Below are 22,851 nucleotides of genomic sequence, written 5' to 3' on the forward strand. Positions count from 1 at the left end.
GTATGTCGCAGACCGAAGGCGCACGACTGTTCCGGGAAGCCTGGATCGCGGGAGTGCAGCAGCACTTCCCCGGTGAACCGAAGGCCGGGTATGTGACCCCATGGGCGGACACGCCGGAGTGGGAGCGCGAGGCGGCAGGTGCCGTGTACGCGCAGGTGCGCCACTTCGTCGAGATCAGCGGTGGAAAGACCGACCGGCTCTCCCGCGAACAGAAGGGCCGGTTCGTCGCCACCTGCTGGACCGCCCAGATGTTCAAGCACTTCGACGCCCCGAAGCCGGGCTACGTGGCCGACTGGCCCGAGCTGCCGTCCTGGCAGCAAGAGACCGACGCGGACATCTTCGAGACCATCGAGAAGTCCCTCACCTGAGCGCATGCCCCTCTATGCCTCTCTGACTGGCATTTCTTGCGGGCAGCGGCCCCGGACGGCCGCCGGACGCTGAGAAATGAGGAGCGCGTAGCGATCTGACGCGTGGGTCGTCCCCGATTGCGCTCGTGAGGGGGCCGGATGCCCGGTCAGGCGGCCCCCGACGACCTCGCCTGCTCCCTGACACGGCCGGATGTCTCAGGTACATCCGTCCCGTTTCTTTGGGGGTTTCCCGGCAGTCTTCGTTTTTCCGTGGCGGGACGGCCTGTCAAGGGTGGCCGAAGGCCATCGCGTAGCGACGCGACCGAAGGGAGCGCCCTTGACAGGCCGGCCCGACACGGAAGGACGATGAGACTGACGGGAAAGCCCCAACCCCTCCCTGAGACCGCTCAAGGGGGCCCCGCCCACCCCCGGCCCCGCCCCGCCCCTCCCCTCAGCCCCGCTGGGCCCGTACCGCGCCCATGCTGGCCGCGATGACCAGGGCGATCGCCGAGGCGTCCAGCAGGGACATGGACTGGTGGAGGACCAGGAGGCCGGCCGTGGCGGCGATGGCCGGTTCCAGGCTCATCAGGATCGCGAACGTCGGGGCCGGGAGGCGGCGGAGGGCGAGGAGTTCCAGGGTGTAGGGGAGTACCGAGGAGAGGACCGCCACGCCGAGGCCCAGGGCCAGGGTGCTCGGGACCAGGAGGGCGGAGCCCGCCTGGGCCACGCCCAGGGGGAGGGAGAGGACCGCCGCCACCGCCATCGCCAGGGCCAGGCCGTCCGCCTGGGGGAAGCGGCGGCCGGTGCGGGCGCTGAAGACGATGTACGCCGCCCACATCGCGCCGGCGCCCAACGCGAAGGCCGCGCCGAGCGGGTCCAGGGAGCCGAAGCCGAGGCCTCCGCCGCCGTGGCCGGAGAGGAGGACGACGCCGCCCAGGGCCAGGGCCGCCCACAGGAGGTTCACCAGGCGGCGGGAGACGACGACCGAGAGGGCCAGCGGGCCGAGCACCTCCAGGGTGACCGCCGGGCCGAGGGGGATGCGGTCGATGGACTGGTAGAAGAGGCCGTTCATGCCCGCCATGGCCACGCCGAAGGCGACGACGGTGCCCCAGTCGGCGCGCGTGTAGCCCCGTACCTTGGGCCGGCAGACGGCCAGGAGCACCAGCGCGGCGGCCGCGAGGCGCAGCGTGACCACGCCGGCCGCGCCCGCCCTGGGCATGATCATGACCGCGAGGGCGGCGCCGAACTGCACCGAGACGCCGGCCGCGACGACGAGTGCCACCGGGCCGAAGCGCCCGCCGCCCCGCGGGACACGGGCGGGGACGCGGGCGGAGGCGGGGGCGGCGGCGGAGGTGGAGGGCCGTGCGGGGGTGGGGGTGGTCGCGGGGGACGGGGAGAGTGCGGGCATTTCTCCAGATTAAGGGGTAGGTAAGGGTCGTGCCTGCGTGTGCTGGCTTACATCGGGTCCGGCGGAAGGGCTTCCGCGAGGAGCTCCGCCAGGTGGCGGGCGCGGTGGCCGGAGAGCTGGGCGATCTGGGTGCGGCAGGAGAAGCCGTCCGCCAGGACGGCGGTGTCGGGGGTGGCGGCGCGCAGGGACGGCAGGAGCTGTTCTTCCGCGCAGGCGACGGAGACGGCGTGGTGGCCCGGCTCGAAGCCGAAGTTGCCCGCGAGGCCGCAGCAGCCGCCGCTGAGCTCGCCGGTGAGGCCGGCGCGTTCGCGCAGCCGCCGGTCGGCGGTGTCGCCGAGGACGGCGTGCTGGTGGCAGTGGGTCTGCCCGGCGACGGGCCGGTCCAGGCGGGGCGGGGTCCAGTGGGGGGCGTGCTCCTCCAGGGTTTCGGCGAGGGTGCGGACCGCCGCGGCGAGGCGGTGGGCGCGGGGGTCGTCGGGGAGGAGGGCGGGGAGGTCGGTGCGGAGGGCGGCGGCGCAGCTGGGTTCCAGGACGAGGACGACGCCCTCCACCTCGCCGAGGGTGTCGAGGGTGCGGCGCAGGACCTTGCGGGCGGTGGTGAGGCGGCCGGTGGAGATGTAGGTGAGGGCGCAGCAGGGGTGGCCGCCGGCGGGGAGGGTGGTGGGGAGGCCTGCGGCGGCCAGCACACGGAGGGCCGCGCGGGCCGTTTCGGGGGTGAGGTGGTTGGTGAAGGTGTCCGGGAAGAGGGTGACCCGGGGCGGGGGCGGGCTGCCCTGCGGGCGGCTTGCCCCGCCCCGCCCCTGCCCGTGGTGTCCCTCGGCGGACGTCGGGCGGGACCGCCACCACCGCCGGAACGGCGTCCCCGCCACCTGCGGCAGCGGCCGTTCCCGGGTCAGCCCCGGTACCCGCAGGAGCCGGCCGGCCGCGTTGGCCGGGCGGGCCGCCCTGAGGGCGGCGATCAGCCGGAGCCAGGTCGGCAGGCCGCCCAGGAGGTAGTGGGACAGGGGGCGCGGGCGGCCGCGCCAGTGGTGGTCGAGGAACTGGGACTTGTACGTGGCCATGTCCACCCCGACCGGGCAGTCGCTGAGGCAGCCCTTGCAGCCCAGGCACAGGTCGAGTGCCTCGGCCACCTCCGGCGAGCGCCACCCGTCGCGGACGATCTCCCCGGCGAGCATCTCGTGGAGGAGCCGGGCGCGGCCGCGCGTGGAGTGCCTCTCCTCGCCCGTGGCCCGGTACGACGGGCACATCACGCCGGGCCCGCCCGTCTCGCGCGTGCGGCACTTCGCGACGCCGACGCAGCGGGCGACCCCGTCGCCGAAGGGGGTCGGGGGCAGGACCGCGAAGCGGAGGTTCTCGTCGAGCCTCGCGGGGCGGACCAGTACGCCGGGGTTCATGCCGCCCGCTGGGTCCCACACGTCCTTGTACGCCGCGAAGAGGCCGATCACCTCCGGCGGGTACATGCGCGGCAGCAGCTCCGCCCGGGCCTGGCCGTCGCCGTGTTCCCCCGACAGGGAGCCCCCGTGGGCGACGACCAGGTCGGCGAGGTCGCCGGAGAAGGCACGGAAGCGGGACACGCCCGCGGCGGAGGCCAGGTCGAAGTCGATGCGGACGTGGACGCAGCCCTCGCCGAAGTGCCCGTACGGGGTGCCGCGCAGCCCGTGCGCGGCGAGCAGGGCGCGGAACGCCCGCAGGTAGGCGCCCAGCCGGGCCGGGGGGACGGCGCAGTCCTCCCAGCCGGGCCAGGCCATGCTCCCGTCGGGCATCCGGGTCGCGGTGCCGGCGGCGTCCTCGCGCAGCCGCCACAGGGCCCGCTGCCCCGCCGGGTCCGCGACGACCAGGGCGTCGAGGGCGTCGGCGGCCCGTACGAGGGCGCGCGCGGCCCCCTCGTCCCGGGTCTCGACGAACAGCCAGGCCCCGCCGCGGGGCAGTCCGGCGGCGCCGCGGACCAGGTCCCGGGCCATGCCCTCCACCGTGAGCGGCCCGTACGGCAGCAGCCCGGCGGCGGCGTCGGCAGCGGCGCTCTCGTCGGGGTAGCCGAGCACCGCGAGGGCGGGGGCGGGCGGGAGTTCCACGAGGCGCACCACCGCCTCGGTGACCACCCCGAGGGTGCCCTCGCTGCCGCAGAAGGCGCGGGCGAGGCGGGTTCCGCGTTCGGGGAGGAGGGCGTCCAGGCCGCCGTAGCCGGAGATGCGCCGGGAGAAGCCGGGGCCCAGTCCCGTCCGCAGGACCGCGAGGTTCCCGTCGACCAGTTCCCGCAGGCCCGGCGGGGCTCCCGTCCAGCCGTCGGCGAGGCGGTGGGCGGCGCCGCCGTACGCGGTCACCGCCAGCTCGGCCACGTTGTCGGCGGTGGTGCCCCAGGCCACGGAGTGGGCTCCGCAGGCGTTGTTGCCGATCATGCCGCCGAGGGTGCAGCGGGAGTGCGTGGACGGGTCGGGGCCGAAGGTCAGCCCGTACGGGCGCACCGCCTCCCGGAGCCGGTCGAGGACGAGACCGGGCTGGACGACGGCGGTGCGGGCGGCCGGGTCGACCGACACCAAGGCGTCCATGTGCCGGGTGAGGTCGAGGACCACCCCGGTGCCGGTCGCCTGCCCGGCGATGGAGGTGCCGCCGCCGCGCGGGACGACGGGGACGCCGGCCTCGGCGCACACCCGCAGCGCCGCCGCCACGTCCTCGGCGTCGCGCGGGGCGACGACGCCGACCGGTACGCGCCGGTAGTTGGAGGCGTCCATGGTCATCAGGGCGCGTGCGGCGGCGCCGAAGTCCACCTCCCCGCGCAGCTCGGCCCGCAGGGTCCGTTCGAGTTCGCCTGGAGACGTCACGGACACACCCTCCCATCCCCCGCGTATCACCCGCCCGTGTCTCACCGGGTGGACGCGCTTCCGACGCCCGGTCCGGGACCCGATACGCTCCGCTCGTGGCTGAGATCCAGATTCCCGCTGACATCAAGCCCGCCGACGGACGCTTCGGCGCGGGCCCCTCCAAGGTGCGGACCGAGGCGCTGGACGCCCTCGCCGCCACCGGTAACTCCCTGCTCGGTACCTCCCACCGCCAGGCCCCGGTCAAGAACCTGGTCGGCTCGGTGCGCCAGGGCCTCCGGGACCTCTTCTCCCTCCCCGAGGGCTACGAGGTGATCCTGGGCAACGGCGGCTCCACCGCCTTCTGGGACATCGCGACCGCCGGTCTCATCGAGCGGAAGTCCCAGCACCTGACCTTCGGCGAGTTCTCGTCCAAGTTCGCCAAGGCCGCGAAGCTCGCGCCGTGGCTGGACGAGCCGTCCGTCATCTCCTCCGAGCCGGGCACGCACCCCGAGCCGGTGGCGGAGGCGGGTGTGGACGTGTACGCGTACACGCACAACGAGACCTCGACGGGTGTCGCGGCGCCGGTCAAGCGCGTCGCGGGCGCCGACGCCGGTTCGCTGGTGCTGGTGGACGCGACCTCGGGTGCGGGCGGTCTGCCCGTGGACATCACCGAGACCGACGTCTACTACTTCGCGCCGCAGAAGTCCTTCGCCTCGGACGGCGGCCTGTGGCTGGCCGCGTTCTCCCCGGCCGCCCTGGAGCGCGCCGCGCGCGTGCACGCGTCGGGCCGGCACATCCCCGAGTTCTTCTCGCTGCCGACGGCGATCGACAACTCGCTGAAGAACCAGACGTACAACACCCCGGCTCTGGCCACCCTGTTCCTGCTGGACCAGCAGCTGGAGTGGATGAACGGCCAGGGCGGCCTGGAGTTCACCACCTCCCGTACGGCGGCCAGCGCGGCCCACCTGTACGGCTGGGCGGAGGCGTCGAAGTACGCGAGCCCGTTCGTGCAGGACGCCGACAAGCGCTCGGCGGTCATCGGCACGATCGACTTCGACGACGAGATCGACGCGGCGGCGGTGGCGAAGGTGCTGCGCGCCAACGGCGTCGTGGACACCGAGCCGTACCGCAAGCTCGGCCGCAACCAGCTCCGCGTCGCGATGTTCCCGGCGATCGACCCGGCGGACGTGCAGGCGCTGACGGCGTGCGTCGACTACGTGATCGAGCGCCTCTGACCGTGGTCCGCGTCCGCTGACGCGCGGGGAGCCCCCGGTGCCGTTCCGGCGCCGGGGGCTCCTGCCGTTCCAGGTTCCGGGGCTCCGTTCCAGGGGCCCGGGCGCCGGGACCTTGGTCCCAAAAATCAGGGCAAAGAGCATGCAAACGGACCTCCTCCATCCGCCCTGCCGCCTGCATGTTCCCGGCGCGGGACCTTCGGCAGGGGGCCCGCCGGGGGCGGGAGGCGGGCGCAACCGAGCCGGTGGAATGTCCCTCATGTCTGGTGTGCCGGGAAAAATCCCGGCCGCCCGTTCAGGAGGAGATCCCATGCGCAAGGCACGCACCGTACGCACCCTCTCGGCGATAGCCCTCGCCTCCACGCTGGCCGTCGCCGGCGGCGCCGCCACCACCGCCTTCGCCGCCGAGAGCGGCCCGTCCCCCTCCCCGTCCGCGAGCACCCCCGCCGCCAAGGCGTCCGTGACGGTCCCGAGCTCCGCCGTGAAGCCCGGCGACGCGATCAGCGTCACGGTGACCGCCCCCGCCGGATCGAAGAGCCTGGCCGTGTCCTCGTCCGCGCTCGGCGCCGTCAGGCTCAGCCCCGGCCAGGACGGCACCTGGACCGCCACCGCCACCGTCGCCCACGTCAAGGACGGCGGCTACGGTGTCGCCCTCACCGGCTCCGCCCCCGACGGCGCCAAGCTCCGGGCCACCACGCAGCTGACCGTCAAGGCCGGCTCCCCCCAGCCCGAGCCGACCCCCGCGCCCTCCGCCCTCCGGCTGTCCACCGACTTCGGACGGCCCGGCGACAAGGTCGTCATCACCGTGAAGAGCTCCGAGAAGGAGGCGTACGTGAAGTCCGCCGCCTTCGCCGGCGGCAAGAAGTTCGACACCGTGAAGTTCTCCGTCGAGGCCAAGGCCGGCCCCGGCGCCAAGCCCCTCCGGCCCCTGACCCCCGGCGAGCACAGGACGCCCAAGGGCTCCGTCAACACCGGCCAGGCCCCCGCCGGTGCCTGAGCCCGCCCCCGCCCGCGGCCAGGGCGGCCGCGCCCGCCGCGCCGCCGCCCTGGCCGGGGCCGCCGCCCTGGCCGCCGCCCTCGGCACGGGCTGCGCCGCCGGCGACGACGCCTCCGGGAACGAGGCCGCCCCCGCCGCCGTCTCCGCCCTCCCGCCCTCCGTCCCGGACCGCGTCTCCATCCCCTCCCTGCACATCGACGCCCCCCTCGACGCCGTCGGCCTCGACCCCCAAGGCGTCATGCGCGCACCCGACTTCGCCAGACCCCAGGACGCCGCCTGGTACCGGGAGGGCCCCACCCCCGGCGAACCCGGCGCCGCCGCGATCGTCGGGCACATGGACACCCCGCAGGCGCCCCGGGCCGTCTTCTTCCGCCTCAAGGACATCGCCCGGGGCGGGGAGATCGACGTCCACCGCACCGACGGCACCACCGCCGTCTTCACCGTCGACGCCGTGGACACCTTCAAGAAGGACGCCTTCCCCACCTCCCGGGTCTACGGGGACACCCACGGCAAGGCCGAACTCCGCCTCATCACCTGCGGCGGCGCCCTCACCGCGGACCGCCACTGGGACTCCGACGTCGTCGTGTTCGCCCACCTCACGGCCAAGACGTAGTCGCCCACGCGATACCTTCACAGCAGGACGTGGAGGCAGCACAGCATGGAGGCAGCGGCGTGAACGTGCGAGTGACGGCGGCCCAGAGCGGCCTGGACCCCTTCAGCACCGCCCGGCTGCGGCGGGCGGTGCTCGACGCGTGGGCCGCCGGACCCGCCCGGTTCCGCGAGGACGCCAACGCCGAGGAGGACCTGGCGCTCGGCGGCTACCGCGACCGGCTCGTGGTCGAGCTGGCCCAGAACGCCTCCGACGCCGCCGCCCGCGGCCGCGTCCCCGGCCGGCTGCGGCTCACCCTGCACCCCGCCGTCCCCGGCGAGGGCGGCCACGGCGTGCTCGCCGTCGCCAACACCGGTGCCCCGCTCGACGCGACGGGCGTCGAGTCGCTCAGCACCCTGCGCGCCTCCGCCAAGCGCGAGGGCGCCTCCGCCGCCGACACCGTCGGCCGGTTCGGCGTCGGCTTCGCCGCCGTCCTCGCCGTCTCCGACGAGCCCGCCGTCCTCGGCCGGCACGGCGGGGTGCGCTGGTCCCTCGCCGAAGCCCGCGAAATGGCCCGCGAGGCCGCCCACTTCAGCCCCGGCCTCGGCGACGAACTCCGCCGCCGCGACGGCCACGTCCCGCTCCTGCGCCTGCCGCTGCCCGCCGAGGGCACCGCCCCCGACGGCTACGACACCGTCGTCGTCCTCCCGTTGCGCGACGCCGCCGCCGAAGCCCTCGCCGAACGCCTCCTGCACGAAGTCGACGACGCCCTCCTCCTCACCCTCCCCGGGCTGACCGAAGTCGTCGTGGACACCCCCGCCGGCGGCACCCGCACCCTCTACCGGCACACCGACGGCCCCTACACCGTCATCGAGGACTCCGCCTCCGGCACCCACCGCTGGCGCACCGTCCGCCGCACCGGCCCCATCGAGCGCGAACTCCTCGCCGACCGGCCCGTCGAGGAGCGGCTGCGGCCCACCTGGAGCGTCACCTGGGCCGTCCCCGTCGACTCCGACGGCGCACCCGGAAGCCCCCGCACCGCGCCCGTCGTCCACGCCCCCACCCCCACCGACGAACCCCTCGGCATCCCGGCCCTGCTCATCGCCTCCCTGCCGATGGACACCTCCCGCCGCCACCACGCGCCCGGCCCGCTGGCCGAGTTCCTCGTGGAGCGCGCCGCCGACGCCTACGCCGAACTCCTCGCCGCCTGGGACCCGGTGACCCCCGCCCTCGTGGACCTCGTCCCCGGCCCCCTCGGCAAGGGCGAGCTCGACGGAGCCCTGCGCGCCGCCGTCCTGCGGCGGCTCCCGCGCACCGGCTTCCTCGCCCCCGCCGCCCCGTCCGAGGAGCTCACCCGGCTGCGCCCCTTCGAGGCCGAGGTGGTCGAGGGCGCCGGAGCCGACACCGTACGGGTCCTCGCGGAGGTCCTCCCCACCCTGCTGCCCGCCGGGCTGGAGCGCCGGCCCGAGCTGCGCACCCTGGGCGTGGGCCGGCTCCCGCTCGGCGAGGCCATCGAGCGGATCGCCGGCATCGAGCGCACCCCGCAGTGGTGGCACGACCTCTACGACACCCTGGCCGGCGTCGACCCGGACCGGCTCTCGGGCCTGCCCGTCCCCCTCGCCGACGGCCGTACCGCCATCGGCCCGCGCCACATCCTGCTGCCCGGCACGGACACCCCGGCGGACCTGGCCCGCCTCGGCCTGAAGGTGGCCCACCCGGACGCCGCGCACCTGCTGCTGGAGAAGCTGGGCGCCCTCCCCGCCACCGCCCGCGCCGTCCTGACCACCCCGCAGATCCGGGCCGCGGTGGCCGGCTCGCTGGACGCGGGCGAGATCTGGGACGAGGACTCCGACACCCCCGACGCCGACGAGCTCGCCGAGATCGTCCTGACCCTGGTCCGCGACGCCGGCCTGGCCCCCGGCGACGAACCCTGGCTGGGTGCGCTGGCCCTGCCCGACGAGGACGGCGAACCGACCCCGGCCGGGGAACTCCTCCTCGCCGGCAGCCCGCTCGCCTCCGTCGTCCGCGAGGACGAGATCCCGTACCTGGACCCGGAACTCGCCGCCCGCTGGGACGCCGACACCCTGGCCGCCTGCGGGGTGCTGACCACCTTCCAGCTGGTGCGCGCCACCGACGTCGTCCTCGACCCCGACGAGCTGGAGCCCCGCGAGGGCGACTACGCCGAACCCGACGACGCCGGACTGCTCGACGCCGTCGACGTGTGGTGCGAGGACATCCTCGACCAGCTCCCCGACTCCCCCGTGCCGCCGGTCGCCACCGAACTGGTCGCCGTACGGGACCTCGACCTCGTCGACGACGACCGCTGGCCCCAGGCCCTGGCGATGCTCGCCCAGCCCCCGCTGCGCGACGCCCTCACCCAGCCGGTGCGGGTCCTGCTCCCCGACGGCACGACGCAGTCGGTACGCCCGTACACCGCCTGGTGGCTGCGCGACCACCCGGTGCTCGACGGCCGCCGCCCGGCGGGGCTGCGCGCGGCGGGCGGCGACCCGCTGCTGGCGGGCCTGTACACCCCGGCGGACGCGACGGGCTTCGAGGACGAGCAGGTGCTGCGGGCCCTGGGCGTGCGCACCACGGTGCGGGCCCTGCTGGAGGAGCCGGGCGGAGCGGCCGAGCTGCTGGGCCGCCTCGCCGACCCCGACCGCGAGGTGTCGGGCCGGCAGCTGCACGGGCTGTACGGGGCGCTGGCCGACCTGGACCCGGAGCAGGTGACGCTCCCGGACGAGCTGCGGGCGGTGGTGGACGGGGAGGTGGTCGTGGTGGACGCGGCCGAGGCGGTCGTCTGCGACGCCCCCGACCTGCTGCCCCTGACGGAGGGCCTGCCGCTGCTGCCGGTGGCCCCCGCCCGGGCGGCGGACCTGGCGGAGCTGTTCCAGGTGCGGCGGCTGTCGGAGACGGTCCCGGCGGAGGTGACGACGCCGGGCGAGGTCCACGAGGTCCCGGACCCGGTACGGGTGCTGCTGGGCCCGGCCACCCCGGAGACGTACGTGGAGCACGAGGAGCTGGTGGCGGGCGGCACCGAGCTGGACTGGCGGCTCACCCCGGACGGGGTGCTGCACGCGGCCACCCTGGAGGGCGTGGCGGCGGGCCTGGCCTGGGCGGCGTCCCAGTGGCCCCGCCGCTTCGAGGTCGCGGCCCTCCTGGAGGACCCGTCCCGCACGGCGGAACTCGCGCGGGACAGGTGGTTCGACTAGGCAACCCCCCAGGGACGGCCCCGGCCTACGCCGCCGGGGCCAGCTCGCGCTGCGGGGTCGCCGGGACGAACGTGAGCCCGTGGCGGCCGACGCGCAGGCGCAGGTTGCCGACGCGGCGCAGGATCAGGCCCACGGCCACCGCGGCCGCCAGGGAGACCAGGCCGCCCGCGGCCATGCCCAGCCGGGCGCCGTAGGTGTCGGTGATCCACCCGACCAGCGGGGCCCCGACGGGGGTGCCTCCGGTGAACACCATCATGTACAGGGCCATGACCCGGCCCCGCATCTCGGGGTCGGTGGCCATCTGGACGCTGGAGTTCGCCACCACGTTGACCGTCAGCCCGAACATCCCGACGGGCACGAGCAGCGCCGCGAACAGCCAGAAGCCGGGTGCGAACGCCGTCACCAGCAGCAGGACGGAGAACAGCACCGCCGCCGTCACCAGCAGCCGCAGCCGGGTGTTGCCGCGGCGGGCGGCGAGCAGGGCGCCGGCCAGGGAACCGGCCGCGATCAGGGTGTTGAACACGCCGTAGGTGCCCGCGTCCCCGTGGAAGACGTCGTCGACGAAGGCCGACAGCCAGATCGGGAAGTTGAAGCCGAAGGTGCCGATGAAGCCGACCAGGACGATCGGCCAGACCAGCTCGGGCCGGCCGGCGACGTAGCGCAGGCCCTCCCGCAGCTGCCCCTTGGCGCGCGGCTGGGTCTCGACCCGGTACAGCTCGCGGGTGCGCATCATCAGCAGCGCGGCGATCGGCGCCGCGAAGGACAGCCCGTTCAGCAGGAAGGCCCAGCCGGAGCCGACGGCGGTGATCAGCACACCGGCGATCGCCGGGCCGACCAGCCGCGCGGACTGGAAGTTCGCGGAGTTCAGGCTGACCGCGTTGGCGACCTGCGCGGGGCCGACCATCTCGGAGACGAAGGTCTGCCGGGCCGGGTTGTCCACGACGGTGACCAGGCCGAGCAGGAACGCGGCGAGGTAGACGTGCCACACCTGGACGTTCCCGGCCAGGGTGAGGGCGGCCAGCGCGACGCCGGTCAGGCCCATCGCGGTCTGGGTGGCGATCAGCAGCGGCCGCTTGGGCAGCCGGTCGGCGAGGACGCCTCCGTAGAGGCCGAACAGCAGCATCGGCAGGAACTGCAGGGCGATGGTCACGCCCACGGCGGACGCGGAGCCGGTCAGGGAGAGGACCAGCCAGTCCTGCGCGATGCGCTGCATCCAGGTGCCCGTGTTCGAGACGACCTGGCCCGCGGCGAAGAGCCGGTAGTTCCGGATCTTCAGTGAGCTGAACATGGAGTTCGAGCGGGTGCCCGGTCCTCTGTTCCCGCTCGGGGTCTGGGGGGTGGGTAGGTGGCCGGGTGCGGAGTTCCCTCCGGTTCCGGTACTCAAAAGCGTTCGCCTCCTGGCGTCGTTCCTAAAGGTGCGCGAGCTTCTCCAGGACGGGGGCGGCGGCGCGGAGCTTGGCCCATTCGTCCTCGGTGAGCTCGGCGGCGAGCCCGGCCAGGAAGGCGTTGCGCTTGCGGCGGCTCTCTTCGAGCATCGCCTCGGCCTCCTCCGTCTGGCTGACCACCTTCTGGCGGCGGTCGTCGGGGTGCGGTTCCAGCCTGACCAGTCCCTTGGCCTCCAGCAACGCGACGATGCGGGTCATCGACGGCGGCTGGACGTGCTCCTTGCGGGCGAGCTCACCGGGGGTGGCCTGGCCGCAGCGGGCGAGGGTGCCGAGGACCGACATCTCGGTCGGGCTCAGCGATTCGTCGACGCGCTGGTGCTTCAGGCGCCGGCCCAGCCGCATCACGGCGGAGCGGAGATCGTTCACGGCGGCAGCGTCGTCGCCATGGGAGAGGTCTGGCATGTACTTAGAATAACTCATTACTCTGGCTAACGAACGCGGGGGCTGACGGACGGCCGGGGAAGGGCCCGGAGACGGGATCCGACCGGATCACTCGTACGGGTGAGTCCGGCGTGAAAAGGGGCGCACGCGCGGACCCTCTGGCCCGACCCTTTCGGCATGGGGACACATGTGCTGAGCATGCGCATAGACGGGGAGCTGCTGGAGCGGCTGAGGCACCATGCCGCCAAACGCGGAATGAGCGTCCAGGACTATGTCGTCCGGACGCTCATTCGCGATGACTTCGACGAGCGGTTCAAGGCCGCCGTCGACGAGACGGAGAAGTTCTACGGGCTTACGTGAGGCCCAGGGCCGGCATCGCGTAGTAGAAGACGAAGACCGCCGCGACGGCGTACATCGCGGCCGGGACGTCGCGGCCCCGGCCCGTCGCCAGGCGCAGCACGCAGAAGCTCACGAAGCCGATGCCGATGCCGTTGGTGATCGAGTAGGTGAACGGCATCATCACCATGGCCATGAAGGCCGGGACGGCGATGGTGAAGTCGCTCCAGTCGATGTCCCGCACCGAGCCGGCCAGGATCAGGAAGCCGACCGCGACGAGGGCGGGGGTGGCGGCCTGCGAGGGGACCATCGTGGCCAGCGGGGTGAGGAAGAGCGAGACCGTGAAGAGGCCGCCGGTGACCACGTTGGCCAGGCCCGTGCGCGCGCCCTCGCCGACGCCCGCGGTGGACTCCACGAAGCAGGTGGTGGCCGAGGACGAGGTGGCGCCGCCGGAGGCGACGGCCAGGCCGTCGATCAGCAGGACCCGGTTGATGCCGGGGAAGGTGCCGTCGGGCTTGGTGAGCTTGGCCTCGTCGCCGACGCCGAGGATGGTGCCCATCGCGTCGAAGAAGCAGGACAGCAGCACGGTGAAGACGAAGAGGATGCCGGTGAGCACCCCGACCTTGCCGAAGCCGCCGAAGAGGCTGACCTGGCCGACGAGCCCGAAGTCGGGCGCCGACACCGGGTTGCCGGGCCACTGCGGGACGGTCAGGCCCCAGGCGAGGTCCGGCAGGCCGGCGATCAGCTGCACCGCGACCGCGACGACGGTCATGGCGACGATGGAGATCAGGATGGCGCCGGGCGTCTTGCGGATCAGCAGCGCGATGGTGAGCAGCACGCCGACGACGAAGATCAGGACGGGCCAGCCGTGCAGGTGGCCGTTGCCGCCGAGCTGGAGCGGGACCGTGGTGTGCGCGGCGTCCGGGATGCGGGTGACGAACCCGGAGTCGACCAGGCCGATCAGCATGATGAACAGGCCGATGCCGATCGCGATGCCCTTGCGCAGGCCGAGCGGGACGGCGTTCATGACCCGCTCGCGCAGACCGGTGGCGACCAGCAGCATCACGACGAAGCCGGCCAGGACCACCATGCCCATGGCGTCGGGCCAGCTCATCCGCGGGGCGAGCTGGAGGGCGACGACGGTGTTCACGCCGAGGCCGGCGGCCAGGGCGATCGGGACGTTTCCGATGACACCCATGAGGAGGGTGGAGAAGGCGGCCGTCAGGACGGTGGCGGTGACCAGCTGGCCTCCGTCGAGCTGGTGCCCGTACATGTCCTTGGCGCTGCCGAGGATGATCGGGTTCAGCACGATGATGTAGGCCATCGCGAAGAAGGTCGCGAAGCCGCCCCGGACCTCGCGGGCCACGGTCGAGCCGCGTTCCGAGATCTTGAAGAAGCGGTCCAGCCCGCTGGTGGGGGCCGCGGCGGGTGCCGAGGTGCTCATGCGGTCCTCAAACTGGGTCGAATTAGTGGTTCCTACGAGGGAATCCGGCCGTAGGCAAACCGTTTCAGTATGAACACATGAACGGATGCCAGTCCATCTGCGCGCGTAGACCCCGAATTCCGCCGCCTAGACTGGTCCGCATGGCGAAGTGGACCCCTACGCACGAGGCGCCCGAGCCCCTGGAGGGGCCGGTTGTCGCCACCATCACCGGCGGCACGATCCTCTGGTTCGCCCTGTTCGTCGTCCAGCTGCCCTTCTACGGCTGGTTCGCCGACCGCGAGCTGCTGTGGTGGCTGTGGACCTGCGCGGCCGGCGGCGGCCTCGGCCTGATCGGCATCTGGTACGTCCGCGGCCGCGACGCCGCGATCAAGGCCCACGCGGCGGAACAGGCCGCGCGGGCGGCGCGGGCCGCCCAGGGCGAGCAGCCGGAGTAGGACCCGCGGGGCCGACCCCGGGAGGATTCCCCTCATCCTGAGGTCGGATCTTCCCGCCTCTCGGCAGGTGGAGGGGCGGAACGCCCTTTACCGTCGAAAACATGACCCAGTGGGCGAGGATCGACCATGACGGGCCCGAGCGGCCCGGCGCCGCCATCGACGCGGGGGCCGAGCTGGACCCCGTCCACCCCGTGAAACCCCCCGCCCCCCGCTTCAAGCCGGGCGGTCTGACCACCGCCGAGGTCGCCGAGCGCGTCGCGCGCGGCGACGTCAACGACGTACCGCTGCGCTCCTCGCGCTCCACCGCCGACATCGTCCGCGCCAACGTCTTCACCCGCTTCAACGCCATCATCGGCGTCCTCTGGGTGATCATGCTGTGCGTCGCGCCCCTCCAGGACACCCTCTTCGGCTTCGTGATCGTCGCCAACACCGGCATCGGCATCATCCAGGAGCTGCGCGCCAAGAAGACCCTCGACGGGCTCGCCGTCATCGGCGAGGCCAAACCCAGCGTGCGCCGCGACGGCACCACCGCCGAGATCTCCACCTCCGAGATCGTCCTGTCCGACGTCATCGAGCTCGGCCCCGGAGACAAGGTCGTCGTCGACGGGACGGTCGGCGAGGCCGACGGCCTGGAGATCGACGAGTCCCTCCTCACCGGCGAGGCCGACCCCGTCCTGAAGAAGCCCGGCGACCAGGTCATGTCCGGGTCCTTCGTCGTCGCCGGCGGCGGCGCCTTCACCGCCACCAAGGTCGGCCGCGAGGCCTACGCCGCGCAGCTCGCCGAGGAGGCCTCCCGCTTCACCCTCGTCCACTCCGAGCTGCGCACGGGCATCTCCACCATCCTCAAGTACGTCACCTGGATGATGGTCCCGACCTCCATCGGCCTGATCATCAGCCAGCTGGTGGTCAAGGGGGACAACGTCAAGGACGCCATCGCCCGCACCGTCGGCGGCATCGTCCCGATGATCCCGGAGGGTCTGGTCCTCCTCACCTCCGTCGCCTTCGCCGTCGGCGTCATCCGGCTCGGCCGCAAGCAGTGCCTGGTCCAGGAGCTGCCGGCCATCGAGGGCCTCGCGCGCGTGGACGTCGTCTGCCTCGACAAGACCGGCACCCTCACCGAGGGCGGCATGGACGTCACCGAGCTGCGCCCGCTCGGCGGCGCGGAGCCGGAGTACGTCAAGAAGGTGCTCGGCGCCCTCGGCGAGTCCGACCCCCGCCCCAACGCGAGCCTCCAGGCCATCATCGACGCCTGCCCCGACAGCGCCGAGTGGCGCTGCACGGAGTCGCTGCCCTTCTCCTCCGCCCGCAAGTACAGCGGAGCCAGCTTCAGCGAGGGCGACGGCGAGAACAACACCTGGCTGCTCGGCGCCCCCGACGTGCTCCTGCCCAGCGGCGACCCGGCGCTGGAGGAGGTCGACGGCCTCAACGCACAGGGGCTGCGGGTCCTGCTGCTGGCCCGCTCGGCCCGCGAGCTCGACGACCCGGCCGTGGCCAGCGGGGTCAGGCCGACCGCCCTCGTCGTCCTCGAACAGCGGCTGCGGCCCGACGCCGCCGACACCCTGCGCTACTTCGACGACCAGGACGTCAAGGCGAAGGTCATCTCCGGCGACAACGCCGTCTCCGTCGGCGCGGTCGCCGGCAAGCTGGGCCTGCCCGGCGCCGCCGGCACCGTCGACGCCCGGCACCTGCCGGCCGAGCGGGACGCGATGGCCGAGGTCCTCGACGGCAACGCCGTCTTCGGCCGGGTCACCCCGCAGCAGAAGCGGGACATGGTCGGCGCCCTCCAGTCCCGCGGGCACACCGTCGCCATGACCGGCGACGGCGTCAACGACGTCCTCGCCCTCAAGGACGCCGACATCGGCGTCTCCATGGGCTCGGGCTCCGAGGCCACGCGGGCGGTCGCCCAGATCGTCCTCCTGAACAACAGCTTCTCCACCCTGCCGTCGGTGGTGGCCGAGGGCCGCCGGGTCATCGGCAACATCACGCGCGTGGCGACCCTGTTCCTCGTCAAGACGGTCTACTCGGTGCTGCTGGCGATCCTGGTGGTCTGCTCCCGGGTGGAGTACCCCTTCCTCCCCCGCCACCTGACCCTGCTGTCCACCCTCACCATCGGCGTCCCCGCGTTCTTCCTGGCACTGGCCCCGAACAAGGAGCGGGCGCGGCCGCACTTCGTCCGACGGGTCATGCGGTACGCGGTCCCCGGCGGGGCGGTCGCGGCGGCCGCCACCTTCGCCTCGTACCTGATCGCCCGGGCCCACTACAGCGGCCCGGACGCGCTGACCTCGCAGACCAGCGCGGCGACGCTGACGCTGTTCCTGACCTCGCTGTGGGTCCTGGCGATCATCGCCCGGCCGTACACGTGGTGGCGGGTGGCGCTGGTGGCGGCGATGGGGGCGGCGTTCCTCGTCGTCCTGGTCGTCCCCTGGCTGCAGCACTTCTTCCAGCTGAAGCTGGAGGGGGTCACGATGCCGTGGATCGCCGTCGCGATCGCCGCCGCGGCGTCGGCCCTCATCGAAGCCGCCTTCCGCTGGGTCGACCGCCGCTTCCCGGCGTAACCCCGGGGGAGGCGGATATCGTCGGGGCATGAGGCTGTTCGCCGCCGTGCTGCCGAGCTCCGAGGCCACCGCCGAGCTGCGGGACGCGGTCCGGGTGGTGCCGCGCACCGAGGACCTCCGCTGGACCGGGGAAGCCGGGTGGCACTTCACCCTCGCCTTCATGGGCGAGGTCCCGGACGACCACCTCCCCGAGCTGCACACCCGCCTCGCCCGGGCGGCGGCCCACACCGCCCCCTTCCCCCTCCGCCTCCACGGCGCCGGCCACTTCGGCCACCGGGCGCTGTGGATCGGCGCCGCCGGCGGGCTCGACGCGCTGCGCCTGCTCGCCGAGCGGGCCGACGCCGCCGCCCGCCGGGCCGGGATCCCGATGGAGCAGCACCGCCGTTACACCCCCCACCTCACCCTCGCCCGCGCCCGCCACGACGGCGTCGACCTGCGGCCCTGTCTCGACGCCCTGGCCGGCTTCGAGGGCACGCCCTGGCAGGTGGACACGCTCAGCCTCGTCCGCAGCGACCTGCCCGTCTCCGGTGTCCCCGGCGAGCAGCCCCGCTACGAGGTCGTCGGCACATGGCCCCTGACCGGCCATTAGCACTATTCGGGCACCTGTGCAGGGTTTTGGGAAAGGCTTTCACATCCGGAGGCAAAGGATCCGCCGAACCCTTGCCGCACCGACCACGGCCCGATGTGATGCGCGAGTCCTGTCGCTGCATGTCAGCAGAGCATCCGAACAACGAGGTCGAACCACACCGTGCGTCAGATATCCCCCGTCGCGACCCTCTTCGCCGTCGCGACCCTTCCGCTCGCGCTGACCGCCTGCTCCGCCACCCCCAAGGCCGCCCCGAGCCCGGCGCCCAAGGCCGCCTCCCCGGCTGCCCCGAAGGCCGCCGACGCGGCCCCGGCCGCCGACGGCCCGAACAAGGGCCTCCTGACGGGCACGCAGCTCAAGGCCGCGCTCGCACCCGCCTCCTTCTTCGCGTCGGGCTACACCGCCGACCCCGCCGACGCCCGCGACACCGGCCCCACCTACCGGCCGCCGGTCACCGCCGACGTCCCCACCCCCGACTGCACCAAGCTCGGCGGGACCGCCTGGACGGAGATCACCGGCATCACCGGCGTCTCGTTCGCGCAGAACGCGTACGTCAACAAGAACACCTCCGAGGAGTACGCCCAGGAGATCGACGTCTACCAGGGCACCACCTCGACGACCGTCCTCGGCGCCCTCGGCATGCTCTCCAAGGCCTGCCCGAGCTACTCCGACGAGGCCACCCACAGCACCGTGACCGTCACCGAGAAGCCCCTCGCCGGCGTCGGCGACGGCGCCTGGGCCATCACCGAGACCAGCCCCGCCTGGCAGGGCGGCACCACCCTGGTCGCCGCGCGGGTCGGCCACTCGGTGGTGACCGTGCTGGTCAGCAGCAGCACCGACAAGGGCCTGGCGGGCGCCACCAAGCTGACGAACCAGCTGGTCGGCAACCTCAAGGGCAAGGCCTGACGGACCGCCGCCCCGGCACCGCCCCCGCCCCGCGAGGGGGCGGCACCGCCGCGCGGGCGCCTCAGGACCCCTGGTAGGTGATCGTCACGTACAGGTACTCGTCCAGCAGCTTGGCCAGCGGCAGCCCCGGCCGGCCCAGCTCGGCGGCCAGCGCGGCCTCGTCCAGGCCGCCGCTCTCCGCGAGCGCGGCCCGCGCCCAGGCCCGGCCGGCCGTCAGGTGCCGGGCGAACGCCGCCTCGTCCCGGGCCCCCCACAGCCGCTGCGCGATCGCCGCGTCCCAGGGCATCACCGTGTCGGGCCGCAGCGCGAACAGCGCCTTGGCGGCGGCCGTCGGACCGAGGCTCCGCCGCCCGACGGGCAGCGCGGCCAGCTCCCCGTACGCGGCGGCCAGCCGGCCGATCTCCCGGTCGGACAGGGCCGCCAGCCGGGTGCCGGGCAGGCCGCCGTGCCGGGACCACCACAGCGCCAGCCCCTCCCCGAACAGGTCGGGCTCGCCCTCGCGCGGGTAGCGGATGCGGCAGCCCCACGCGTTGAGCCAGCGGTGCAGGGCGGCGCGGTGCGCGGCGCCCGACAGGTCGAGCCCGGGCGCGGTGTCCGCGCACAGCGCCAGCCAGCTGCGGTCCACCCCGGGGAACGCGCCGAACACCTCCGCCGCGGCCCGCAGCCGGGCCAGCCCGGGTGCGGGCGGCAGGCCGCCCCCGGCCCCGCCCTCCAGGTGCGCACGGGCCACCTTGGCCGGTACGCACATCCGCCAGGCGTCGGTGACCAGCTCCTCCAGCTCCGCCGCGTCGAGGGCCGCCATCCGCGCCTCCACCCAGTGGTAGCGCATGTCTCCGGCTCCGGGCAGGAAAAACTTCTCCGGCTCGGCGGCGACGAGCGCGGCCCGTTCCTCCTTGGGGAAGGCGAAGCCGAGCTCGGTCTCGTCCCGGGAGAGGGCGAGGTAGACGATCCGGCCTATCCGGAATTTCACCCGGTCGCGGATGAGGTGTTCCTCGGTGCGCGGCAGCGCGAGCGCCAGCCGCCGTACGTCGTCGACTGTGACCATGACGGAAGTCTCGCAGCCCCTGGCACGGGGGCGTACGGCCGTCGCGTTAGTCTCGACGGGTGGATCCGAAGACCAGAAACCGTGTCATGGCCGGTGTGCTCGTGCTGATGTTCGTCGTCGTCGCCGTGGCGGCCGCGGTCGGCCAGTAGCGCCGCCGCGGCCGCCCCGGCCCGCGCCTACCAGGCGAAGGCCTCCGGCGCGGCACCCGGGCCGGGGAAGATCTCGTCCAGTCCGTCCAGGACCTCCTGCGACAGTTCCAGCTCCACCGCCCGCAGCGCGGACGCGAGCTGCTCCCGCGTGCGCGGGCCGACGATCGGGCCGGTGACCCCGGGCCGGGTCAGCAGCCAGGCCAGCGCCGTGTCACCGGGCTCCAGGCCGTGCTTGTCGAGCAGGTCCTCGTACGCCTGCACCTGCGCCCGTACCGCACTGTTGGCGAGCGCGTCCGCGGTACGGCCGGAGGAGCTGCGGCCCGTGCCCCCGCCGGCGGCCTGCTTGCGGATCGCCCCGCCGAGCAGGCCCCCGTGCAGCGGCGACCAGGGGATGACGCCGAGCCCGTACTCCTGCGCGGCCGGGATGACCTCCATCTCGGCGCGGCGCTCGGCGAGGTTGTAGAGGCACTGCTCGCTGACGAGCCCGAGCCGGCCGGAGCGCGCGGCGGTCTCGTTGGCCTGGGCGATCTTCCAGCCGGGGAAGTTGGACGAGCCGGCGTAGAGGATCTTGCCCTGCTGGACCAGGACCTCGACGGCCTGCCAGATCTCCTCGAAGGGGGTCCGCCGGTCGACGTGGTGGAACTGGTAGACGTCGATGTGGTCCGTCTGGAGCCGCTTGAGGCTGGCGTCCACGGCGCGGCGGATGTTGAGGGCGGAGAGCCGGTCGTAGTTGGGCCAGGGCTGCCCCTCGGGGGCCATCGAGCCGTAGACCTTGGTGGCGAGGACCGTCTTGTCGCGGCGGCCGCCGCCCTGGGCGAACCAGGTGCCGATGATCTCCTCGGTGCGGCCCTTGTTCTCACCCCAGCCGTAGACGTTGGCCGTGTCGAAGAAGTTGACGCCGGCGTCGAGCGCGGCGTCCATGATCGCGTGACTGGTGGGTTCGTCGGTCTGCGGACCGAAGTTCATGGTGCCGAGTACGAGTCGGCTGACCTTGAGTCCGGTGCGTCCGAGCTGCGTGTACTTCATGGGGGCCAAGCCAACTGCTTCGAGTGCGCTCGAAGCAAGTCCCCCGCGCCACGGGCGTGTTACGCGTCGGCCGCCGGGCGGTAGGGGCCGCCGACGCCCCAGGCCTGGTGGAGGACGGCCGCGAACTCGCCGGCCAGGCGGTGTTCGCCGGAGGCGTTGGGGTGCGTGCCGTCGTAGGTGTCGCGGTGGATGTCGTACGCGTCCGGGCGCGCGGCGAGCAGGAGGGGCGAGGCGGCGTCGGCGAGGTCGGCGACGGCCTTGGCGAGCAGCTCGTTGAAGCGGACGACCTCGGCGGCGAAGGGGGCGTCCTCCTCGGCGCGGACGTTGGGTATGACCGGCAGGAGGACCATCCGGATGCCGGGGCGGGCCTCGCGGGCGGCCGTGACGAAGGCGCGGGCGTTGACGGCGGTCTGGTCGGCCTTGGTGTAGAAGCCGAGGTCGATCAGGCCGAGGGAGACCAGCAGGACGTCGGCGCGGGCCTCGCGGACGGCGGGCCCGATGAGCGGGGCCATGTGCTGCCAGCCCTCGCCCCAGCCGGCCAGGTGGCGGCGGGCGGGCGCGGGGAAGCCGGGGTCGGCGTAGGCGTCGCTGGAGGGGGTGTCGCCGGCGGTGTCGTAGAGCGCGCTGCGCGGGCCGACGATCTCGAAGGAGCCCTCGCCGAGGGTGGCGCGCAGGTGCTGCCACATCCGGTAGCGCCAGGTGAAGTCGCCGGCGCGTCCGATGGTCATGGAGTCGCCGACGAACATGAAACGCATCCGGTCATCATCGCGGATCACGCCGCCGGAACCCCTGTGATGCCGGACACGCCGGGGGTGGTACGGGGCACGGCCCCCGACCGGCCCGGTCCTGGCAGGCTGGGGGGATGCGCCTGCTGACCGTGCCGACGACCGCCGTTCCCGCCGCCCTCGCCCTGGGCCTGCTGCTGGCGGCTCCCGCCGCGGCCGGCGGCGCCGCCCCGGCCACCGGCAGTCCGGCCCCCACCGCGTCGGGGTTCACGATCGGCGACCCGCGGATCACGGAGTCGAGCGGGCTGGCCGCGAGCCGGATCCACCCGGGCGTGTACTGGACGCACAACGACAGCGACGACGGCCCGTACGTGTACGCGGTCGACTCGGCGACGGGGAAGACGGTGGCCCGCGTGACGATGGCCGGCATCGGCACCCCGCGCGACGCGGAGGCCATCTCGCTGGGCCCGGACGGGAACCTCTACGTCGGGGACATCGGCGACAACCGGGACGGCACCTGGGACCACGTGTGGATCTACCGGTTCCCGGAACCGAGGGAACTCCACGACGCGACGGTCACGGCCGAGCAGTTCACGGTGGTGTACGCGGACGGGCCGCGCAACGCGGAGGCGCTGATGGTGCATCCGGTGACCGGCCGGGTGTACATCGCGAGCAAGAACGAGAAGGGCGGCGGCCTGTACGAGGGTCCGGAAACGCTGTCGGCGGACGGGCGCAACGTGTTCCGGCGGGTCGCGGAGGTGCCGTGGGTGACGGACGGGGCCTTCTCCCCGGACGGCACCCGGCTGACCCTGCGCGGGTACTTCACGGCGCGGACCTACCCGTGGAAGGACGGCCGGCCGCAGGGGGAGGGCGAACGGGTCGACGCGCCGTGGCAGGGGCAGGCGGAGTCGGTGACGTACTCACCGGACGGCCGGACGCTGCTGTTCGGCGCGGAGGGCGCCAACAGCCGCGTGGTGGCCGTCCCCGTGGCTCCCGCCGCCACCCCGGCCGCCTCCGGCCCGGCCCCCTCCGGCCCGGCGCACCCCGCTCCCGGCGCGGCCGCGGAGAAGGGCCCGGCGACCACCGCGGAGGGCGGCACCTTCACGAAGGCCGCCCTCCTCCTCGCGGCGGCCACGGCCCTGGCCCTGGCGGCGAAGCGAGCCCTGAGGCGCCGCCGTCCGAGGAGTTGACGCTCCCCGCCCCGCCCTCCGGAACCACCGGGGAGCACAGCCGCGT

The 22,851-nt window shown here is 73.9% G+C and carries 19 protein-coding genes; 11 read left to right on the forward strand and 8 right to left on the reverse strand.

Annotation, left to right across the window (positions count from 1 at the left end):
• The first annotated feature begins 2 nt into the window (after positions 1-2).
• Positions 3-368, forward strand: coding sequence for a hypothetical protein (locus tag ACZ5NJ_RS25345; protein WP_468767493.1), 366 nt, complete (start codon positions 3-5; stop codon positions 366-368).
• Positions 369-798: 430 nt separating this feature from the next.
• On the opposite strand, the gene ACZ5NJ_RS25350 is transcribed toward ACZ5NJ_RS25345, so the two are convergent.
• Both ACZ5NJ_RS25350 and ACZ5NJ_RS25355 read right to left on the reverse strand, forming a co-directional pair.
• Positions 799-1,755 carry an EamA family transporter gene (locus tag ACZ5NJ_RS25350; protein ID WP_468767494.1) on the reverse strand — a complete coding sequence of 319 codons (957 nt, stop codon included), beginning with the start codon at positions 1,753-1,755 and terminating at the stop codon, positions 799-801.
• A 47-nt stretch (positions 1,756-1,802) separates the two neighbouring features.
• Complete coding sequence (locus ACZ5NJ_RS25355; protein WP_468767495.1) at positions 1,803-4,574, reverse strand: FAD-binding and (Fe-S)-binding domain-containing protein; 2,772 nt, start codon at positions 4,572-4,574, stop codon at positions 1,803-1,805.
• Positions 4,575-4,669: 95 nt separating this feature from the next.
• On the opposite strand from ACZ5NJ_RS25355, the gene serC reads away from it, so the two are divergent.
• The 4 genes from serC to ACZ5NJ_RS25375 all read left to right on the forward strand — a co-directional run bounded on the left by serC (position 4,670) and on the right by ACZ5NJ_RS25375 (position 10,583).
• A complete protein-coding gene (gene serC / locus ACZ5NJ_RS25360; protein ID WP_468767496.1) occupies positions 4,670-5,788 on the forward strand; it encodes a phosphoserine transaminase in 1,119 nt (372 codons plus the stop codon).
• Between the two features lie 307 nt (positions 5,789-6,095).
• The gene (locus tag ACZ5NJ_RS25365) at positions 6,096-6,782 is read left to right on the forward strand and encodes a hypothetical protein (protein WP_468767497.1); all 687 of its coding nucleotides are present in this window, start codon (positions 6,096-6,098) and stop codon (positions 6,780-6,782) included.
• Positions 6,775-7,395: a class F sortase gene (locus ACZ5NJ_RS25370; protein ID WP_468767498.1), complete on the forward strand. Its 621-nt coding sequence runs from the start codon at positions 6,775-6,777 to the stop codon at positions 7,393-7,395. Before ACZ5NJ_RS25365 ends, ACZ5NJ_RS25370 begins: the two co-directional genes overlap by 8 nt.
• 59 nt (positions 7,396-7,454) lie before the next feature.
• Complete coding sequence (locus ACZ5NJ_RS25375) at positions 7,455-10,583, forward strand: sacsin N-terminal ATP-binding-like domain-containing protein (protein ID WP_468767499.1); 3,129 nt, start codon at positions 7,455-7,457, stop codon at positions 10,581-10,583.
• A 25-nt stretch (positions 10,584-10,608) separates the two neighbouring features.
• Here the strand turns inward: ACZ5NJ_RS25375 and ACZ5NJ_RS25380 are convergent, their stop codons facing one another.
• Both ACZ5NJ_RS25380 and ACZ5NJ_RS25385 read right to left on the reverse strand, forming a co-directional pair.
• A complete protein-coding gene (locus ACZ5NJ_RS25380; protein ID WP_468767500.1) occupies positions 10,609-11,967 on the reverse strand; it encodes an MFS transporter in 1,359 nt (452 codons plus the stop codon).
• A 25-nt stretch (positions 11,968-11,992) separates the two neighbouring features.
• Positions 11,993-12,430 carry a MarR family winged helix-turn-helix transcriptional regulator gene (locus tag ACZ5NJ_RS25385; protein WP_042820695.1) on the reverse strand — a complete coding sequence of 146 codons (438 nt, stop codon included), beginning with the start codon at positions 12,428-12,430 and terminating at the stop codon, positions 11,993-11,995.
• 156 nt (positions 12,431-12,586) lie between these two features.
• Here ACZ5NJ_RS25385 and ACZ5NJ_RS25390 point away from each other — a divergent pair, with 156 nt between their 5' ends.
• Positions 12,587-12,769 carry a hypothetical protein gene (locus tag ACZ5NJ_RS25390; RefSeq protein ID WP_007265601.1) on the forward strand — a complete coding sequence of 61 codons (183 nt, stop codon included), beginning with the start codon at positions 12,587-12,589 and terminating at the stop codon, positions 12,767-12,769.
• Here the strand turns inward: ACZ5NJ_RS25390 and ACZ5NJ_RS25395 are convergent.
• Positions 12,762-14,189, reverse strand: a complete 1,428-nt coding sequence (locus ACZ5NJ_RS25395; RefSeq protein ID WP_468767501.1) for an NCS2 family permease — start codon at positions 14,187-14,189, stop codon at positions 12,762-12,764. The two genes, ACZ5NJ_RS25390 and ACZ5NJ_RS25395, sit on opposite strands and share 8 nt — an antisense overlap.
• A 140-nt stretch (positions 14,190-14,329) precedes the next feature.
• Here ACZ5NJ_RS25395 and ACZ5NJ_RS25400 point away from each other — a divergent pair, with 140 nt between their 5' ends.
• From ACZ5NJ_RS25400 to ACZ5NJ_RS25415, 4 genes are all read left to right on the forward strand, one after another.
• Entirely contained in the window at positions 14,330-14,623 is a 294-nt protein-coding gene (locus ACZ5NJ_RS25400) for a DUF2530 domain-containing protein (protein WP_468767502.1), read from the forward strand.
• Positions 14,624-14,724: 101 nt separating this feature from the next.
• A complete protein-coding gene (locus ACZ5NJ_RS25405; protein ID WP_468767503.1) occupies positions 14,725-17,178 on the forward strand; it encodes an HAD-IC family P-type ATPase in 2,454 nt (817 codons plus the stop codon).
• A 28-nt stretch (positions 17,179-17,206) separates the two neighbouring features.
• On the forward strand, positions 17,207-17,767 hold the full coding sequence (gene thpR, locus ACZ5NJ_RS25410) for an RNA 2',3'-cyclic phosphodiesterase (protein WP_468767504.1): 561 nt from the start codon (positions 17,207-17,209) through the stop codon (positions 17,765-17,767).
• A 159-nt stretch (positions 17,768-17,926) separates the two neighbouring features.
• Positions 17,927-18,670, forward strand: a complete 744-nt coding sequence (locus tag ACZ5NJ_RS25415; protein WP_468767505.1) for a hypothetical protein — start codon at positions 17,927-17,929, stop codon at positions 18,668-18,670.
• Between the two features lie 61 nt (positions 18,671-18,731).
• On the opposite strand, the gene ACZ5NJ_RS25420 is transcribed toward ACZ5NJ_RS25415, so the two are convergent.
• From ACZ5NJ_RS25420 to ACZ5NJ_RS25430, 3 genes are all read right to left on the reverse strand, one after another.
• Positions 18,732-19,715 carry an MmcQ/YjbR family DNA-binding protein gene (locus tag ACZ5NJ_RS25420; RefSeq protein WP_468767506.1) on the reverse strand — a complete coding sequence of 328 codons (984 nt, stop codon included), beginning with the start codon at positions 19,713-19,715 and terminating at the stop codon, positions 18,732-18,734.
• A gap of 176 nt (positions 19,716-19,891) precedes the next feature.
• Positions 19,892-20,890: an aldo/keto reductase gene (locus tag ACZ5NJ_RS25425; protein WP_468767507.1), complete on the reverse strand. Its 999-nt coding sequence runs from the start codon at positions 20,888-20,890 to the stop codon at positions 19,892-19,894.
• Positions 20,891-20,949: 59 nt separating this feature from the next.
• A complete protein-coding gene (locus tag ACZ5NJ_RS25430) occupies positions 20,950-21,645 on the reverse strand; it encodes a GDSL-type esterase/lipase family protein (RefSeq protein WP_468767508.1) in 696 nt (231 codons plus the stop codon).
• A gap of 107 nt (positions 21,646-21,752) precedes the next feature.
• Here ACZ5NJ_RS25430 and ACZ5NJ_RS25435 point away from each other — a divergent pair, with 107 nt between their 5' ends.
• Complete coding sequence (locus ACZ5NJ_RS25435; protein WP_468767509.1) at positions 21,753-22,805, forward strand: WD40 repeat domain-containing protein; 1,053 nt, start codon at positions 21,753-21,755, stop codon at positions 22,803-22,805.
• The last annotated feature ends 46 nt before the right edge of the window (positions 22,806-22,851 follow it).

The organism is Streptomyces sp. NPDC032091 (assembly GCF_055580265.1).

What these genes read in the sequence shown, in the direction of transcription:
- ACZ5NJ_RS25345 (WP_468767493.1), top strand. Translation starts at nt 3, where the DNA reads ATGTCGCAGACCGAAGGCGCACGACTGTTCCGGGAAGCCTGGATCGCG.
- ACZ5NJ_RS25350 (WP_468767494.1), bottom strand. Translation starts at nt 1,755, where the DNA reads ATGCCCGCACTCTCCCCGTCCCCCGCGACCACCCCCACCCCCGCACGG.
- ACZ5NJ_RS25365 (WP_468767497.1), top strand. Translation starts at nt 6,096, where the DNA reads ATGCGCAAGGCACGCACCGTACGCACCCTCTCGGCGATAGCCCTCGCC.
- ACZ5NJ_RS25385 (WP_042820695.1), bottom strand. Translation starts at nt 12,430, where the DNA reads ATGCCAGACCTCTCCCATGGCGACGACGCTGCCGCCGTGAACGATCTC.
- ACZ5NJ_RS25390 (WP_007265601.1), top strand. Translation starts at nt 12,587, where the DNA reads ATGGGGACACATGTGCTGAGCATGCGCATAGACGGGGAGCTGCTGGAG.
- ACZ5NJ_RS25395 (WP_468767501.1), bottom strand. Translation starts at nt 14,189, where the DNA reads ATGAGCACCTCGGCACCCGCCGCGGCCCCCACCAGCGGGCTGGACCGC.
- ACZ5NJ_RS25400 (WP_468767502.1), top strand. Translation starts at nt 14,330, where the DNA reads ATGGCGAAGTGGACCCCTACGCACGAGGCGCCCGAGCCCCTGGAGGGG.
- ACZ5NJ_RS25405 (WP_468767503.1), top strand. Translation starts at nt 14,725, where the DNA reads ATGACCCAGTGGGCGAGGATCGACCATGACGGGCCCGAGCGGCCCGGC.
- thpR (WP_468767504.1), top strand. Translation starts at nt 17,207, where the DNA reads ATGAGGCTGTTCGCCGCCGTGCTGCCGAGCTCCGAGGCCACCGCCGAG.
- ACZ5NJ_RS25420 (WP_468767506.1), bottom strand. Translation starts at nt 19,715, where the DNA reads ATGGTCACAGTCGACGACGTACGGCGGCTGGCGCTCGCGCTGCCGCGC.
- ACZ5NJ_RS25425 (WP_468767507.1), bottom strand. Translation starts at nt 20,890, where the DNA reads ATGAAGTACACGCAGCTCGGACGCACCGGACTCAAGGTCAGCCGACTC.
- ACZ5NJ_RS25430 (WP_468767508.1), bottom strand. Translation starts at nt 21,645, where the DNA reads ATGCGTTTCATGTTCGTCGGCGACTCCATGACCATCGGACGCGCCGGC.
- ACZ5NJ_RS25435 (WP_468767509.1), top strand. Translation starts at nt 21,753, where the DNA reads ATGCGCCTGCTGACCGTGCCGACGACCGCCGTTCCCGCCGCCCTCGCC.